Genomic DNA, 14,791 nt, shown 5'->3' with positions numbered 1-14,791 from the left:
TTATTTATTTGCTTTTACGTTTTCTGCTGGCTGGGTGTTATGTGCCAATGGTGCATTTTCGCGGCCAGAGTATCGGTCAATAATCTGATCGACCGCAGCCGCCGCTTCCTGTGCGGCTACTATGGCAACATCCCCCCAGTAATGGTCGAGCGAATGGGCCTCAATATCATGAAGCTGCGTTGCAGCTCCGGCTTCTTTTCCGGCTTTGTCCGTTACACGCCAAACAATCTCAATATGTTCCTGTGGGTGATGGGTAGTGCCAACCGGGCCGGGAGAAAGCTTGACCTTGCCGGTTACGGTATAATCTGCATTTTCAGGAGTGTTCTGTACGGCATCTGGCGTTTTGCTGAACCATGTGACAAATGACCGCGCCAGAGAAATATTGCCGTCTCCCGGTGCCCCTTCAACCCCTGTGAAATAAACGCGTGCGGCCCGGTGCTTCAGGCTCTTGGGGTCTTTTTCCATATCGTCAGCCTGAATGCCGGTCAGAACAGACGTAATGCGGGGGGCAGCATCCACCGCTACAGCATGAAGTGTTTGTGCATCTGCCGTTGACCAGAGGGCTGCTGACACGGGTGCGCCTTCCTGCGTGGCACGGATGGTATTTTTGGGGGTCATGACCATGTAAACAGGAATGACCTGATCCCCTTGCGTTTTCGCCCGCATTTTCAACCACCAGTCTCCGGCGCGTACAGGTTGGGCCATGGCAGGAATAGTCTGCTGCAATAATTCCTCAGCAACCGCTTTGGACCAGAGCTGTGCACCTGCTTGCGGAAGCAGGGCTTCCGTAGGGGTTGGTACATCCAACCGCGCTGGAGGGGCATTCCCCGCTAATTCCTTGGCGGCCTTGCCGGGGTTGGAAAAAGGGTGTGGCACGTCAATGCAGCCTGCCAGCAGAAAAAGCGCTGAAAACGGGAGGCAGGCATGGCGTAGGGGACGCAGCATTAGCGGTTCACTCCCGGTGCAATAACTGAAATCTGGTGCCCAATGGGACCACCACCTGCCAACGTGCGTCTGCGGTGGCTGAAAAAGCGTTTGTCGTCCGTAAGCGTATCAACCCCCAAAGCGGCGGCTTGCCCTACACCTGCATGCCGGAGGCGAAAAACACACCAGCCCGCAAGATCAAACTGAAAATGGCCAGGCCGTTGGCCGGGGGCAAAAAATTGTGCAGCCTTTGGGTAGGCAGATGTAATGGCAGACCGCATGTCTTCACCGGTTTCGTAGCTTTCCTGTGCAATGCAGGGGCCTACTACGGCCTGTATATCTTTGGCCTCTGCGCCAAGCGCCTGCATGGCCTGTAGTGTTGCTTCAAGAACACCGGCCAGAGCCCCTCGCCAACCAGCATGAGCCGCACCGACCACCCGCCCATCTGTTGAGGCAAAAAGCACAGGCGCACAGTCTGCCGTAATAGTGCCAAGGGCAATATCAGGATTGGTGGTGACCATGGCGTCTGCCTCACCGCCGCTTCCTGCCGGCCACGGGGTCTGGGCTGTGATGACATGTGCACCATGCACCTGCGTGACCCCCAGTAAAGACGAGGCTGAAACCCCTATCCACTGTGCAACGCGGGCACGATTTTCGGTCAGGTTTTCTGGTGTGTCACCAGACCGGGTGGAGCAGTTCAGGCTTGCATAAGGACCAGTGGAAACGCCGCCTTCCCGTGTAAAAAAGCCGTGCCGTGCCTGCGTAAGGAGCGGGCTTGTCAACGGGGAGAGCAGGGGGCCATTTTTACCTGTGTCGAGAGTCATGCTGCTGGTCCTTTCATAAAGCTGGTGGCGTTGGGAGAGAGGGCGATGTCAGGGCCATAACCCGGAAAAGATGCCCCATTCTCTCTGGCGCAGCCAGACGGTCCGCAGCCTGACGCAAGGCAGCGGCTGTTGTTGGGTGAGCCTTGCGTGCAAGTTGCTCAGTGCGTTCCATTAACCCCAAAGCACATAAAAATGCTCCTTGTGTGACGGCGCCACATACTTTTGCACCGCCCCCTCGGGCGGCTGCGGCAAAAGCTGTAAAATCGACATGGGCTGTCAGGTCTGCCGTGCCGGGGGCTTCAAGGGGAGGTGCTGGATGTCCCTTTCGCAGGGCCTGAAGCGAGTCACCCGTCAGGTGTGAAAAGTGGCCATAATCAAGAAACAGCGCAGCACCGGGCGAATGGGTAAAGCGCTGCCCGAGTGAGCGGGCTATTGCAAGGGCTGGCTCGCATACTTCAACAACCACATTATCTTCAAACGTGCGGTCATCTGGCAGGCTTGGGGCAGCGCAGGGCACGAGATGGAATGTACCGTCTGTCACGTAACGTTCCTGCCAGCCGGTGGCAGGACTATGCTCAAACTGCCGGATGGGTAGTGCGTCCAGAAACTCGTTGGCCAGCAGGATCATGGGCCCGGCTGGTAGGTCTTCAATGCCGTTGTGCCAGAGTGGCGATGTGTAGGGACGCAGGGCATCAGCCTGCGCGCGCTGCATGAGTGGCGATGTTTCAACCAGATGCACACGGGCGGCATCGGCCATATCCGGTACAAGCTGGGTTATCAGGCGCAGAGCATCCGCCATAAGCGTGCCGCGCCCTGGCCCCGCTTCTGCAAGAATAAAGGGGGAAGGACTGCCCATGCTCTGCCAGACGGCAACGGCCCAAGCGCCTATAAGCTCTCCAAAAACCTGAGAGAGTTCTGGAGCTGTCACAAAGTCTGAGAGAAGCGGGTGGGTGGCGTAATACTGCGCGTTGGCGCGCGCCATGAAAATGTCCAGCCGTTCAGCGCCCTCAGGCAAAACGGCTGGATCAGTTTTATGATGCTGAGGCTGGTGTGACATCGGGCTCAGGCAGGCCTGCATAGGTCGGTTTGCTGCGTGCATGCACCATAAGGGCTACACCCGCTACAATCATGGGCACACACAGAAGTTGCCCCATTGTTATGCCGCCGGGCAGAAACCCCAGAAAGGAGTCCGGCTCACGGAAGAATTCGCAAAAACTACGAGCGCACCCGTATCCAGCCAAGAACAGACCAGCCAGAAAGCCGGGCCGCTCCCGTATGCTCTGTTTGCGGGAGGCAATGAACATGATGGTAAAGAGCAGCACACCCTCCGTCAGGGCTTCATAAAGCTGGGAGGGGTGACGGGGTATTCCACCCGCATCCGGGAAAATCATGGCCCAAGGCAGGCTGGCGGGTGCTTCCCGCCCCCAGAGCTCTCCGTTAATGAAGTTTGCCATACGCCCGAGCGCCAGCCCTATGGGCACGGCTACGGTGCCACGGTCCGCGAAGGCCAGAAAATTGAGCTTATTGCGCCAAGAGAACAGCGCCATGGCAATAATGACCCCTAGCGCGCCGCCATGAAACGACATTCCTCCATGCCACACTTCCAGCATGCTGAGCGGGTGTGTCAGGTAATATCCGGGCTGGTAGAACAGCACATAGCCCAGGCGGCCCCCAAGCAGCACGCCCATCGTGACCCACCCCAGGAAGTCATCCGCCTGCTCCGGGCTGCATACGCGGGGGGCCAGCACAACCAGCCTGCGTAACAGGGCAATACCCAGCACAATGCCGACAATATAGGAAAGGGCATACCAGCGGATGGTCAAAGGCCCCAGATGCACCAGCACCGGGTCAAACTGAGGGAAAAGGAGAACGGGCAGCATGGGACGGTATCCGGTCAGGCAGGAAACAGAGAAGGGTTATACGTAGGGATTAGGCGTTGCCAAATAGTCCTGCACATAATGGCGTATGCCGTCTTCAAGGGAGGTAAAGGGTTTAGAATAGCCTGCGGCCCGCAGACGTGTCAGGTCTGCCTGTGTGTAGGACTGGTACTGGCCACGTAGGCTTTCCGGCATATCAATAAACTCTACCTGACGTGGCATGCCCGCAGCATCGCATACGGCGTGGGCCAGATCGAGGTAGGAGCGGGCAGTGCCGCTGCCACAGTTGAACAGGCCAGAAACTGTGGGCGTATCATAAAGCCATAGCATGACATCCACCACATCCCCGACCCAAACAAAGTCACGGGACTGCTGGCCATCTGCAATATCAGGACGGTCAGAACGGAACAGGCGGGCGGGTTTGCCAGCCTTGACCTCGTCATACTTGACCTTGACCACAGAGATCATTTTTCCCTTGTGGTATTCATTGGGGCCATAGACGTTAAAGAACTTCAGCCCGGCCCATTGCGGCGGGCTTGGCGCACGCTGCTTGAGCATTTTCATGACCTGCTGATCAAAAACATGCTTTGACCACCCATACAGGTTAAGGGGTTCAAGCGTGCTGAGGCGTGCCGGTGCATCAGAAAAGAGTTCAGGCTTGTCAGCGGCACCGTAAGTGGCAGCGGAAGAGGCGTAAATGAAACGTACCTTGTTGCGGGTGCACCAGTTCCACAATTTGTGGGACAGCGCCACATTGGTACGCCACACAAGGTCTGCATCACGCGCGGTGGTCTCGCTAATGGCCCCCATGTGGAAAATAGCTTCCACTTTGGGGTTGGTCAGCAGGAAGGCGTCCAGATCTTCCGGCGCAATAATGCGCGCAGGCGGGTGGGCTGCAAGGTTCCGCCATTTCAGGTCAGAGCCAAGCCAGTCCACAATAAGGGTTTCAAGCCCGCGCTTGGCGAGGGCTGCCTGAAGATACGAGCCGATAAAGCCGGCGCCACCGGTGATGATAATCATGACCCGGACTATAAAGCGGTGCTCTGTTTGCTCCAAGATGCCAAGCGCACTTCCTGCGCGCTTTTTATTTTAAGATATTGCTTTGAAGTTTTTAGGGTAAAAGGGCAGCAGGAAAGGTGTTGAGGTAAGCCGGACTGGTATTGCCCCAGTAGCCTTAGATGATGATTATAGGGATTTCTTGATGAAGAAGCTTCTTATACCGGCAATCATTCTTGTCGGTCTTATTTTTATCGCTGGGTCCAGCTATAACCGTTTTATGGGCGTAGACCAGAACGTGCAGGAACAGATGGGCCAGTTGCAAAACGAAGTGCAGCGCCAGTCTGACCTCATCCCTAATCTGGTGAACACTGTCAAAGGCTATGCAACGCATGAGCATGATACGCTGACAGATTACGCCAACGCCCGCTCAGGCGAGGCCGCGCTGAACAAGATTGACCCGACCAAACTGGATGACGCTGCCCTCCAGCAAAAAATTCTGGAAGCACAAACCCGCAACGCACAGCAGATCAAGGCCATCAATGCGGTGGTTGAGCAGTCTCCACAGTTGCAGGCTAATGAAAACTTCAAAAGCCTGATGGTTCAGCTTGAAGGCTCACAGAACCGTATTACCGTTGCCCGTCAACGCCTGCAAAAATCCATTCTGGCGTATAACCAGACTGTTGCGCACTTTCCCGGCAACCTGATTGCCAACATGCTGGGCTTCCATAAGCGGGTTTATTACGAAGCCTCTCCAGAAGCACAGACCCCCCCTGTGGTGGACTTCTCCAAACACTAAAACTGGGTTGTGGGTTACCGTTTGTAGGGCAGGGTTTGATGAAACTATTTTCTGGCTTTGAGCGCGTGTCTTCCCGTCTGCCACGGTGGTTTGGTCTGGGGGTGGCTGTCTGCTGCGTACTGGTTCTTGGTGGCAGCATGGCATGTGCCCAGACTGCTGCGCCCACGTTGCAACGCTGGGTGACAGACCCTCAGCATGTATTGAGTGCAGATGAAGAAGCGGCTTTAAGTCAGAAACTCTTTACACTCTCCCAAAGCCTGCCCGGTAACCCGCAGATTGCCATTGATCTGCCCGGTCATGTTGACGATATTGATGCTTACGCCAACGAGACATTTCAGAACACCGGCCTAGGCCGCAAAGGCCATGATAATGGTGTGCTGATTATTCTGGCAGTGGAAAGCAGGCAGTCGCGCATTGAGGTCGGGTATGGGCTTGAAGGCGTCCTGACAGACCTGCAAAGTAATGACCTGCTGCGGGCTGCACGCCCTGCTCTGAAAGCAGGGCAGTATGCAAATGCCCTGAATGGCATACTGGATGGTATGGCAGCACTTCTCAAAAATGCAGAGGACACATCTCCACAATCCCCGGTTGATGCCACAACAGATGCGTGGGAAGGTCTCACGGGTTTAGTTGTGGTCATTCTGCTGTTTGTGGTGCTGCCTCTCTATCTTATACGGCGTGCCCGGCGGCAGAAACTGCAGAACCCCGGTTTTGCGGACCCACAGGCCCAGCAGGAGCGCAGCGCCACATGGGGCTTCTGGCTAAACCTTATTCTCAATATTCTCTCAGCCTTTTTGCAAGGCGGAGGGCGTGGAGGCGGCGGTAGTGGCGGCAGTTCCAGTGGTGGGTCTTTCCGTGCCGGTGGCGGTAGTTCCGGTGGGGGTGGTTCACGGGATAGCTGGTAAGCATAGCCTGTCAGCACAGTTTGCCTTAAAGTGCCGGTTTTCAGCCTTCAATCAGAAATGGATGCATCATGTCACAGGAAATTACAGTAGTGGCTCGGGTTAAAGCCAAACCGGGTGCGGAAAAAGACGTTGCCGCAGCCATGGTGGCGTGTGTGCCGGAATCCCGCGCTGAAGCCACCAATTTGCAGTATGTGCCAAACAGAGATCTGGATGATGCCCAGACCTTTGTTTTCATTGAGCGCTGGAGCAGCCGTGAGGCCTTGCAGGCCCATATGGACACGCCCCATTTCAAAACTTTGGTTGAGAGCCTGAAAGATAAGGTGGCAGAACCTCTTTCAGTGTATATCCTTCAGCCTCTTGTAGCCTGAGCGCGTTAGCGCAGCTTGTAGGAGACTATGGGCAAGTTACTATAAAAAAGGCGGGGCCAATTTGGCTCCGCCTTTTTTTGTGCGTGGTTGGGTAAAGCGTTATCTCAGAACATATTGCTGAAACACGACCACAAGCCCCATCAGCAGCGTCAGAAAAACACTGTGCTTGAAGGTGCGGGCCAGTACAACACCTTCCTGCCCTTTAAGAGAGGTAACAGCCACCCCGGTGGTGATGTTCTGAGGGGAGATCATTTTCCCCATGACGCCACCGGCGGAGTTGGCGGAGGCAAACAACACAGGGTCAAGTGAAAGCTGGTGTGCAGCGGCAACTTGCAGGTTACCAAACAGCGCATTGCCTGAGGTATCGCTTCCCGTCAGGAAGACGGCAATCCACCCGAGGAAGACAGAAACCAGAGGGAACAGTACGCCGGTGGAAGCAACCCCATAACCCAAAGTATAGGTCATGCCGGAATAGTTCATCAGGAAAGCCAAGCCGATTGTGAGGGCCACGGTAATAACTGCAAGCCAGCCCTGTTTGGCGGTTGTGACCAAAGCTGCACTGAACTGTTTTGCTGAAGCCCCGGTCAGTAAGGCCGTCAGAATGGCAGAGACAAAAATGGCTGTGCCCGTGCCCAACGGCTCAAAGTTCCAGATTGCGGCATACGGCTTTTGATAAAGGGAGATAAAAACCTGTTTGTCCAAACCGGGCCAATGAACAGGCGTTGCACCAATTTTTGAAAGGTGCAGGGTATCCCAGATAATAACCACCAGAATAACCACAATCCAGGGAATCCAGCCCTGCCAGTGTGGGCCTTGCCATGCACCGGCTTTTGCAGGTGCCTGTGTCAGGTGTGCCGCATCAATGGCATAAGCGGCGTCAGGCTGGGGAGACCAAACTTTAAGAAACAGAATGGTGACAACCAAAGACACACTGGAGGACAGAACGTTGCTCAAGTTGTAGCTAATATAGGTTGAAACCAGCACCATGGTCAGCGCAAAACTGCCGCCAGCTACCAGCAGTACGGGCCAAAGCTGCTTAATAGAACGCCAGCCCGCATAAAGTGCCACCACATAAAATGGAATAAGGCAGGCAAACGGCGCAAGTTGCAGCCCAATTGTGCTACCAAGCACAGGCGCTGGCAGCCCTGTAATGGAGGAAAGTACTGTAATGGGAATACCCAGCCCGCCAAAAGCCACAGGTGCTGAGTTAAAAATCAACACATAGGTCAGTGCTTCAAGGGCCGGGAAGCCAAGCATAATCAGCAAAGCGCTGGTGATGGCAACAGGTGTACCAAACCCGGCAACGCCTTCTAGTGCGGCGCTAAAGCAGAAGCCTAACACCACGAGCATGACGCGGCGGTCATTGGGGAGATGTTTGATAATCCACATGCGGAAGGCATCAAACCGGCCTGTCTGGGTTGCAATATTGAACAGAAACAGGGCGCTAAGCGCAATCCACATAACGGGTAGGAAAGAGAACACCATACCGTTTGTAATGCTGGCAAAGGCGAGAGAAACTGGAAGTTTCCAGACCGTTACCGCCATGACAAGACCGATAATCAGGCCGCCCAGCGTTGCCTGCCATGCAGGACGGCGCAAAACCCCCATCATGATAAGCGTTACAAAAATGGGAGATGCGGCGAGAAGGAAAGAGAGAACAAGGCTGTTCCCAAAAGGCACAAGAGGCTGAGCAAACATGGCAGGCTCTTTTAAATAAAGACAAAGTTGCTTCCTGCAGAGGGAAGGTCGGATGTATAATGGCTGTTATGCAAAATTAGGCACGTCACGTTTCTGTGTAACACTTCGTGAGCATCCAGCCCGTTGCGGCTTACAACGTATGCTAGGATGCGTTTACTGTAGGAATGCCTTGGGCGTACATCCGTCAGCATTGAACGGAAAGTTCACAAAAAACGTAACAGGTGGCCGCCGAAAAATTGCCGGAATGTCATGTCAGTCACCTTATGGTCTATAAAAGTGTTAGGCGTGGAGTATGCAAACCAGCGGCAAGGGCGGAAGAACAAAAAGGCAGGCGCCCTTTAGCCGGGATGCCCGATGCGGAGGTGTGCCATTCTCTGGCGTGCTCAAGCATTGCTGTGCGGCCACGTTCTGGACTGCCATGGTTGTCAGCGTAGCACCGCCCAGTAAGGCAGGGGCTGAGTCTTACCGTTTATACCGTGAAGTTTCACAGGCGTGGGCAGCGCGTGGGTTTGCAGCGCGGCCGTCATCGCCCTCCTACGTTGCGCCGGGTACAGCGAGTGACCCGTGGGGCCCTTACATCAAACAGTCTGCCAAGCGTTTCGCCATTCCTGAAACATGGATCCGTGCTGTCATGCATCAGGAGTCCGGGGGGAAGCAGTATCTTGGCGGGCAGCTTACAACATCCGGTGCCGGGGCTATGGGGTTGATGCAGCTTATGCCCGCTACCTACGCGGATATGCAAAGCCAGTATAACCTTGGCTCCGACCCATATGACCCGCATGATAACATTATAGCAGGTGCTGCCTATATTCGCCTTATGTATGATAAATACGGCGCACCGGGTTTTCTGGCTGCCTATAACGCTGGCCCAAGCCGGGTGGATGACTATTTGAGCAATGGTCGGCCCCTGCCGGATGAAACTGTGAATTATGTGGCTGCCATTACGCCTAATCTTGGCGGTGGCGTTGCGGTGCGGGGTGACTGGGCACCTGTGCCTGTGCAGCAGACAGGGGCTACCAGCACAGCGCCAGAGTCCTATTATACCCGTACAGACCTAACACGTACCGCTGACGGCTGCCTGCGCGACCCTAACGCCGAATATGACCCAACAGGCGCTTGCCTGATGGACCGGGATACTCCTCATCCAGACCCAGTGCCTGAAACACCTGCACCAGTTACGGCCATTGCACAGGCCGACAGTGCAAGTGCCCCAGTTGGAGAGAGTGAGCCAGAAGCAGGCAATACGTATGGCGTGCCGCAACCAGCCCAAGCGGTTCAGGTTGCAGCCCTCGCAGCGCCGCGTCCGGCAACGTATAAAGCAAGTGCGCTACCGCTCGCCTCTAATACAGCCGCCACTTCGCTTCCACGCGGTGTAAAGCCCCTTACATTGCAACCGAGGCAGGCCATAGCCTCAGTCACACCCGCTATTGGGTTTTCTGGTCACCAGCTTGGGGGCGTACCCTATAATGGTCAGCAGGGAACCGTGCAGGTTGGGGCGTTTTCAACTTATGCAGAAGCGAAGCGTGTTGCGGAGAAAAGCACACGAGTTCTGGCATCACGTTCGCTCCATGCAACGCCGGCAGTTCGGCCTGTGCAGGTTTCGGGAAAATCTTTTTACCGGGCGCAACTTGTTGCAGAGAACCGGACACAGATTTCCGGTGTCTGCCAAATTCTGCATGCCAGTTCCGTGCCCTGTATTCCTGTAAAAAATGGTTAACTGGTATTATTGTTTTTTGAAGAGTAGATTTTTTCGATCTAGGATTAATAAAGAAGGAATTGCTGGCGCAGCGCACGGAAAGCCGTAAGGTCTTTTTCCCACGAACCTGCCAGAGTGGCTATATCTGCACCGCGTGCCAAGAGAGGGCGGAGTTTGGAAGACCCGCAAAGCTGGTCGAAAAAATGCCCATCGCCGCGCCATATTGATGTTTGAGAAAGAGCCTGAGCACTTCTCAAAAAAGTCAGACCAGCGGTTATGGGGTCGAAACAGCTACGATCCGTTGCCGTACAATGAATACCATGCAGCAAGGTATTGCTAAAAGGCCCAGCTAGAGGTGTAAACCAGACATCTCGCACAGCACTGCCAGGGTGGCTTTGCTGCTGGATATGGTCGGCCCATTTGCTCCCGTCAGGCTGATCCGCCCCTAGATATTGAAACGGGAGTGCTGTGCCTCGCCCAACCGAGAAGCGTGTCCCTTCAAATAGACAGGTGCCGGGGTACAGTAGGGCTGTGAGTGGTGTTGGCATGTTGGGGCTTGGGGGGCACCATGGCAGGCCTGTCTCATCAAAAAATTGGGACCTTTGCCACCCCGAAAGTGGAATAACCTCCAGCGGTGCCGGTCGCCCTGCTCGTGTGGGAATGAACTGCGCATTAAAAAGCTTGGCGAGTTCAGCCAGTGTCATGCCATGCCGGAGTGCAATAGGAGCGCGGCCTACAAAGGAAGCCAGAGAAGGTTCCAGAACAGGGCCTGTAGCATCTTGCCCGGAAAGAGGGTTGGGGCGGTCAAGCACAATAAGCGGAAGTTGGAGCTGGGCGCACGCCTCAAGGCAGTCAAACAGGGTCCAGATGTAAGTATAAAACCGCGCGCCAACGTCCTGAATATCAAAAACAAGACAGGTTATACCGGAATTTTTTAAGATATCCTGAAGGTTTTTCCCCGTTTTCATGTAAATATCGTACACGGTGCAACCTGTGCGGGCATCTACGCTCTGGGGTTCAGCATAGCCTTCTCTAGCGCTGCCTCTAAAACCGTGTTCTGGCCCAAAAATGGCTTGAAGGTGTACAGCAGGACTTTGGTGCAGGCAGTCAACCACAGACTGCAAAGTAGCATCTACACTGGCTGTGTTTGCCACAATGCCAACCTTGTGGCCTTTTAACGGGGCGTAATGGTCTTGCCTAAGGGTTTCAAAGCCCGTTTGAACTTTGGTGAGACTTTTGGATGAACACTGTGCAAGCGCGTGTTTGGACAAAATACTACCAGCGGAAAGCTGGATGCCTGCCTGTAAAACAGAACGCCGGGAAAAAGAACGCATGACTTGGCACCTGCCGTTTGAATGAGGATGACCAACGGGAGGGGGAGTATGCCAAATATACTCAATTTCGGGAAGGAAATGATTTTCGTGTCAGGAGGAGGCAGAGCGTATGGCTAATATCATAGTACTGCAAAAGAGGTGATTTTATCTCCTCTTTTGCAGGTAAAGACAGGCGTGTTGTGTTTCAGTATCTACTGAGCCAAGTAACCACCATCGACCGGGAGGACTGCTCCTGTGATGAAGGATGCTTCGTCTGATGCAAGAAAGAGAATGGCGTTTGCAACTTCCTCAGGTTTTCCCATACGGCCAAGAGGATGCATGGAAACAACTTTTTCAATCCCGTCCTTCCCCAAACCTGCAACCGCAGGCGTATCAATAGTGCCGGGTGCAACGGCGTTTACCCGTACCCCCTTGTCGGCCAGATCAATGGCCAGATGTTTTGTGAGACCGGAGGCCACAAATTTAGCAGGTCCGTAAACAGCTTGCCCTTTCTGGCCAGCAAAAGCAGAAATGGAGGATAGGCAAACAATGACACCACGGCCTGCCTTGACCATCTCAGCCGCAGCATATTTGCAGGACAGAAACATGCCGCGGCCATCTACAGCCATTGTGTGGTCCCACAGGTCAACAGTAGCAGAGGCCAGATCTGCTTCAGGAATAACTCCGGCATTCGCAACCAGAATATCAATGCCACCAAAAGCACTGATGGCGTCTGCCATAAGGCGTTTGATATCGGCCTCGCTCGCGACATCTCCAGCCACAGCAATAACCTCCGCGCCACCGGCCTTTAGGTGGTTGGCCAGTTCCTCCAAAGGTGCTTGGTCACGATCATTTAGGACAAGCTTTGCACCTTCCCGGGCAAAGCGTTCTGCTGTAGCGCGCCCCATGCCACGCGCTGCGCCCGTAATAACGGTAACCTTGCCCGCAACCCGACCTGCCGCCTGAATAGTCATGACCAAACCTTTTTCATAATATACTAAAAAATAAAGAAATTTAGAGATGAATTAGCTTTTCAGGAAGGGCTTTCCTTCATGCGCAACCAGCAGGTCGTGCATGTCTGTTGCATGTTCTTCTTCTTCTGCCAGAATATGCTCAAGCATGATACGCGTTGTCGGGTCTTTGTCGCCAAAATAGCGTATCAATTCACGGTAATGTTCAATAACCAGGCGTTCTGCTACCAGGTTCTGGCGTACCATTTCTACAAGCGTACCACCTTTGCCGTATTCGCTGGCAGAACGAGTGGCCAGACCTTCGGGGTCAAAGTTGGGAATGCCGCCCAGTTGGTCAATACGGTTGGCCGCAGCCAGCATGTGTGCCCGTTCTTCCTTGGCGTGGGTTGCAAATTCGTTTGCAATACTTTCGCTCGTTAAGCCCTCAACAGAAATCGAGTGCATGGTATAGCGCAGCACGCACACCAGCTCAGTCGCAACAACTGTTTGCAGCAGGTCAATGGCCGTTTGCACATCGCCCTCGTAGGTTGGGGTTACAGCCCCTTTTTCAATGGACTTCTTTGCGCGCTCACGAAGCGTTTGCACATCCGTCAGAAAGCTGTTGTCAGAAGCCTTTGCCATGGTGATTTCCTGTTCATGAATTTGCAGTTCTATCCTGTCAGGCAGGATAATCTGCTGGTCAGAACAGATTGTCTGGGGGATGGTTGCATTTTTTCTGGCTGTTGAAGTTTTTTCATAAAAACTGAACAAAACTTATTTTGAAATACTGTTCTAAAAATTAGTGTTTTTGTAAGTTTCGTTTTTCTAAAGTTTATTTTAGTGCGCCACCATGATGGGCAACACACCAAAATAAACTTTGAGAACGTAGAGACGGTATGCTGCGGCAGTATTGTTCCACCTACCGTCCTGCGGGGTGTCAGTGACCCGTTACAGGGCGTAACGCTTCTTCCAGCCACGATGCTGTGTTGAAAAGATGGTCATCTTTGTTCTGCACCTGCATAGCCATCAGGCCAACAGGGGCGGTCCCTGCTGTATGGCAAGGCAGGCTTATGGCGCAGCCATCCAGAAAATTCGTAATAGTTGGGTTGCGGAGCAAAAGTAGATTGGTGTGCGTATAAACCGCGTCTTCCGTCAGGTCCGCGATGCGTGGTGCGATAACAGGTACAGTTGGGAAAATAAGTGCATCATACTCGTGCAGCAGAGTGCTTGCATGAGTAATCAGTTTTTGCCGCGCCTGCATGAGGGCGATGTAGTCTACAGCACTTTGCTCCTTGCCGCGTAAAATACGTTTCAGGACAAAGGGGTCATAGAGTGCGGCTTTGTCTGCTATTAGCTCCTGATGCCACGACAAGGATTCAGGTGCCGGGAAGCCCCCAAATCTATTGGTATGGGGTAGGGTTTTCAAATCCGGAAACTCTACGTCATGCAGTATGGCACCAGCCTGCTCCAGACGGCGCAACGCCGCCTGATAAGTAGCGCTGACGGTGTTGTCCATACCGTCCAGAACATAGGTTTGGAGCACACCAAGGCGCGGTGCAGTAACACGGTCTGCCGTGGGGCATTCTGTCCAGAGCGGGGCGTTGCCGGAAAGTGCACGGTCCGTCGCCCAGCAACACGCCACAGTGCGACCCATGTTGCCAACGGAATCAAGCGTGAAGGAGAGGGGTATGGTGCCTTGTGTGCTGATGCGTCTGGCGGTGGGTTTGTAACCGACCAAACCTGTTAGGGCTGCGGGAATACGGCAGGAGCCTCCTGTGTCACTCCCAACACCAACAGCGGCCATGCCGTCCGTGACGGAAATGGCAGCACCGGACGATGAGCCACCGGGAATGCGCCGCTGGGCACGGTCCCACGGATTAGCGGGCGTGCCGGTATGCGGGTTGATGCCAACGCCAGAGAATGCAAATTCCGTCATGGTTGTGCGGCCAATGGAAACAAGGCCAGCTTGTTTGGCACAGGCTATCGCTGGGGCGTCATGCTGCGCCAAAGGTGCGTCTGCTAACACGCGGGAGCCTGCCGTGGTACGGCTCCCGGCTTCATCAAACAGGTCTTTTACAGACATGGGGATACCTGCCAGAAGCGGCAGGGGGTGGCCAGCCTTGCGGTGCCTGTCAATTGTATCGGCCTGCTGGCGTGTGGTCGCTGCGTGAGTGTGAATAAAGGTATTGTGGCCTTCGCCTGTCGGGTCCGCAATGCGTGCCAAAGCCTGTTCAATCAAGCTGCGGCTGTTTGTCTGCCCTTGTGCCAGAGCGCGTGCCGTGTCGAGCAAGGGGAGGAAGGGGGTAGGCATGGGGATACTCCGCACAAAAACAGGCTTGCACAGAACTGTGCCCTATAACGGCGTGTTTGCAAAAAATAAAAAGTCGGCGGATTCAACCGGTCGTCGCAACACCTTAATATTGGAGGTGTAGACGATGACA

The 14,791-nt window shown here is 54.3% G+C and carries 13 protein-coding genes and 1 pseudogene; 4 read left to right on the top strand and 10 right to left on the bottom strand.

Annotation, left to right across the window (positions count from 1 at the left end; genetic code table 11):
- The 5 genes and pseudogenes from ACTIDN_RS06110 to rfaD all read right to left on the bottom strand — a co-directional run bounded on the left by ACTIDN_RS06110 (nucleotide 1) and on the right by rfaD (nucleotide 4,645).
- Complete coding sequence (locus tag ACTIDN_RS06110; RefSeq protein WP_441376353.1) at nucleotides 1-945, bottom strand: hypothetical protein; 945 nt, start codon at nucleotides 943-945, stop codon at nucleotides 1-3.
- Nucleotides 945-1,748: a peptidoglycan editing factor PgeF gene (gene pgeF, locus ACTIDN_RS06105; RefSeq protein WP_441376352.1), complete on the bottom strand. Its 804-nt coding sequence runs from the start codon at nucleotides 1,746-1,748 to the stop codon at nucleotides 945-947. The genes ACTIDN_RS06110 and pgeF overlap by 1 nt, the downstream gene beginning before the upstream one ends.
- Nucleotides 1,745-2,805: pseudogene (locus tag ACTIDN_RS06100) on the bottom strand (class I SAM-dependent methyltransferase). The gene pgeF and the pseudogene ACTIDN_RS06100 overlap by 4 nt, the downstream one beginning before the upstream one ends.
- Nucleotides 2,780-3,628 carry a prolipoprotein diacylglyceryl transferase gene (gene lgt / locus ACTIDN_RS06095; protein WP_441376351.1) on the bottom strand — a complete coding sequence of 283 codons (849 nt, stop codon included), beginning with the start codon at nucleotides 3,626-3,628 and terminating at the stop codon, nucleotides 2,780-2,782. The pseudogene ACTIDN_RS06100 and the gene lgt overlap by 26 nt, the downstream one beginning before the upstream one ends.
- Nucleotides 3,629-3,664: 36 nt before the next feature.
- On the bottom strand, nucleotides 3,665-4,645 hold the full coding sequence (gene rfaD / locus ACTIDN_RS06090; protein WP_415507288.1) for an ADP-glyceromanno-heptose 6-epimerase: 981 nt from the start codon (nucleotides 4,643-4,645) through the stop codon (nucleotides 3,665-3,667).
- 181 nt (nucleotides 4,646-4,826) lie between these two features.
- On the opposite strand from rfaD, the gene ACTIDN_RS06085 reads away from it, so the two are divergent.
- From ACTIDN_RS06085 to ACTIDN_RS06075, 3 genes are all read left to right on the top strand, one after another.
- Nucleotides 4,827-5,420 carry a LemA family protein gene (locus tag ACTIDN_RS06085; protein ID WP_048838414.1) on the top strand — a complete coding sequence of 198 codons (594 nt, stop codon included), beginning with the start codon at nucleotides 4,827-4,829 and terminating at the stop codon, nucleotides 5,418-5,420.
- Nucleotides 5,421-5,458: 38 nt separating this feature from the next.
- Entirely contained in the window at nucleotides 5,459-6,325 is an 867-nt protein-coding gene (locus tag ACTIDN_RS06080) for a TPM domain-containing protein (protein ID WP_441376350.1), read from the top strand.
- A gap of 68 nt (nucleotides 6,326-6,393) precedes the next feature.
- Nucleotides 6,394-6,693, top strand: a complete 300-nt coding sequence (locus tag ACTIDN_RS06075; RefSeq protein ID WP_441376349.1) for a putative quinol monooxygenase — start codon at nucleotides 6,394-6,396, stop codon at nucleotides 6,691-6,693.
- A gap of 99 nt (nucleotides 6,694-6,792) precedes the next feature.
- On the opposite strand, the gene ACTIDN_RS06070 is transcribed toward ACTIDN_RS06075, so the two are convergent.
- Entirely contained in the window at nucleotides 6,793-8,391 is a 1,599-nt protein-coding gene (locus ACTIDN_RS06070; RefSeq protein ID WP_441376348.1) for an L-lactate permease, read from the bottom strand.
- 364 nt (nucleotides 8,392-8,755) lie between these two features.
- On the opposite strand from ACTIDN_RS06070, the gene ACTIDN_RS06065 reads away from it, so the two are divergent.
- A complete protein-coding gene (locus tag ACTIDN_RS06065; protein ID WP_441376347.1) occupies nucleotides 8,756-10,108 on the top strand; it encodes a transglycosylase SLT domain-containing protein in 1,353 nt (450 codons plus the stop codon).
- A 44-nt stretch (nucleotides 10,109-10,152) separates the two neighbouring features.
- Here the strand turns inward: ACTIDN_RS06065 and ACTIDN_RS06060 are convergent, their stop codons facing one another.
- From ACTIDN_RS06060 to ACTIDN_RS06045, 4 genes are all read right to left on the bottom strand, one after another.
- Nucleotides 10,153-11,421, bottom strand: coding sequence for an exo-beta-N-acetylmuramidase NamZ family protein (locus ACTIDN_RS06060; RefSeq protein ID WP_441376346.1), 1,269 nt, complete (start codon nucleotides 11,419-11,421; stop codon nucleotides 10,153-10,155).
- A gap of 191 nt (nucleotides 11,422-11,612) precedes the next feature.
- The gene (locus ACTIDN_RS06055; RefSeq protein ID WP_441376345.1) at nucleotides 11,613-12,374 is read right to left on the bottom strand and encodes an SDR family NAD(P)-dependent oxidoreductase; all 762 of its coding nucleotides are present in this window, start codon (nucleotides 12,372-12,374) and stop codon (nucleotides 11,613-11,615) included.
- 51 nt (nucleotides 12,375-12,425) lie between these two features.
- Nucleotides 12,426-12,992, bottom strand: coding sequence for a ferritin-like domain-containing protein (locus ACTIDN_RS06050; protein WP_441376344.1), 567 nt, complete (start codon nucleotides 12,990-12,992; stop codon nucleotides 12,426-12,428).
- Nucleotides 12,993-13,287: 295 nt separating this feature from the next.
- Nucleotides 13,288-14,661 (bottom strand): amidase, encoded by a 1,374-nt coding sequence (locus tag ACTIDN_RS06045; protein WP_441376343.1) that lies wholly within the window; start codon nucleotides 14,659-14,661, stop codon nucleotides 13,288-13,290.
- Nucleotides 14,662-14,791: the final 130 nt, after the last annotated feature.

This window comes from Acetobacter sp., from assembly GCF_052102375.1.
Lineage (GTDB): Bacteria > Pseudomonadota > Alphaproteobacteria > Acetobacterales > Acetobacteraceae > Acetobacter.
This window is presented reverse-complemented; position numbering and strand designations above follow the sequence as displayed.

What these genes read in the sequence shown, in the direction of transcription:
- rfaD (WP_415507288.1), bottom strand. Translation starts at nt 4,645, where the DNA reads ATGATTATCATCACCGGTGGCGCCGGCTTTATCGGCTCGTATCTTCAG.
- ACTIDN_RS06085 (WP_048838414.1), top strand. Translation starts at nt 4,827, where the DNA reads ATGAAGAAGCTTCTTATACCGGCAATCATTCTTGTCGGTCTTATTTTT.
- ACTIDN_RS06110 (WP_441376353.1), bottom strand. Translation starts at nt 945, where the DNA reads ATGCTGCGTCCCCTACGCCATGCCTGCCTCCCGTTTTCAGCGCTTTTT.
- ACTIDN_RS06055 (WP_441376345.1), bottom strand. Translation starts at nt 12,374, where the DNA reads ATGACTATTCAGGCGGCAGGTCGGGTTGCGGGCAAGGTTACCGTTATT.
- ACTIDN_RS06045 (WP_441376343.1), bottom strand. Translation starts at nt 14,661, where the DNA reads ATGCCTACCCCCTTCCTCCCCTTGCTCGACACGGCACGCGCTCTGGCA.
- ACTIDN_RS06060 (WP_441376346.1), bottom strand. Translation starts at nt 11,421, where the DNA reads ATGCGTTCTTTTTCCCGGCGTTCTGTTTTACAGGCAGGCATCCAGCTT.
- pgeF (WP_441376352.1), bottom strand. Translation starts at nt 1,748, where the DNA reads ATGACTCTCGACACAGGTAAAAATGGCCCCCTGCTCTCCCCGTTGACA.
- ACTIDN_RS06070 (WP_441376348.1), bottom strand. Translation starts at nt 8,391, where the DNA reads ATGTTTGCTCAGCCTCTTGTGCCTTTTGGGAACAGCCTTGTTCTCTCT.
- ACTIDN_RS06075 (WP_441376349.1), top strand. Translation starts at nt 6,394, where the DNA reads ATGTCACAGGAAATTACAGTAGTGGCTCGGGTTAAAGCCAAACCGGGT.
- ACTIDN_RS06080 (WP_441376350.1), top strand. Translation starts at nt 5,459, where the DNA reads ATGAAACTATTTTCTGGCTTTGAGCGCGTGTCTTCCCGTCTGCCACGG.
- lgt (WP_441376351.1), bottom strand. Translation starts at nt 3,628, where the DNA reads ATGCTGCCCGTTCTCCTTTTCCCTCAGTTTGACCCGGTGCTGGTGCAT.
- ACTIDN_RS06050 (WP_441376344.1), bottom strand. Translation starts at nt 12,992, where the DNA reads ATGGCAAAGGCTTCTGACAACAGCTTTCTGACGGATGTGCAAACGCTT.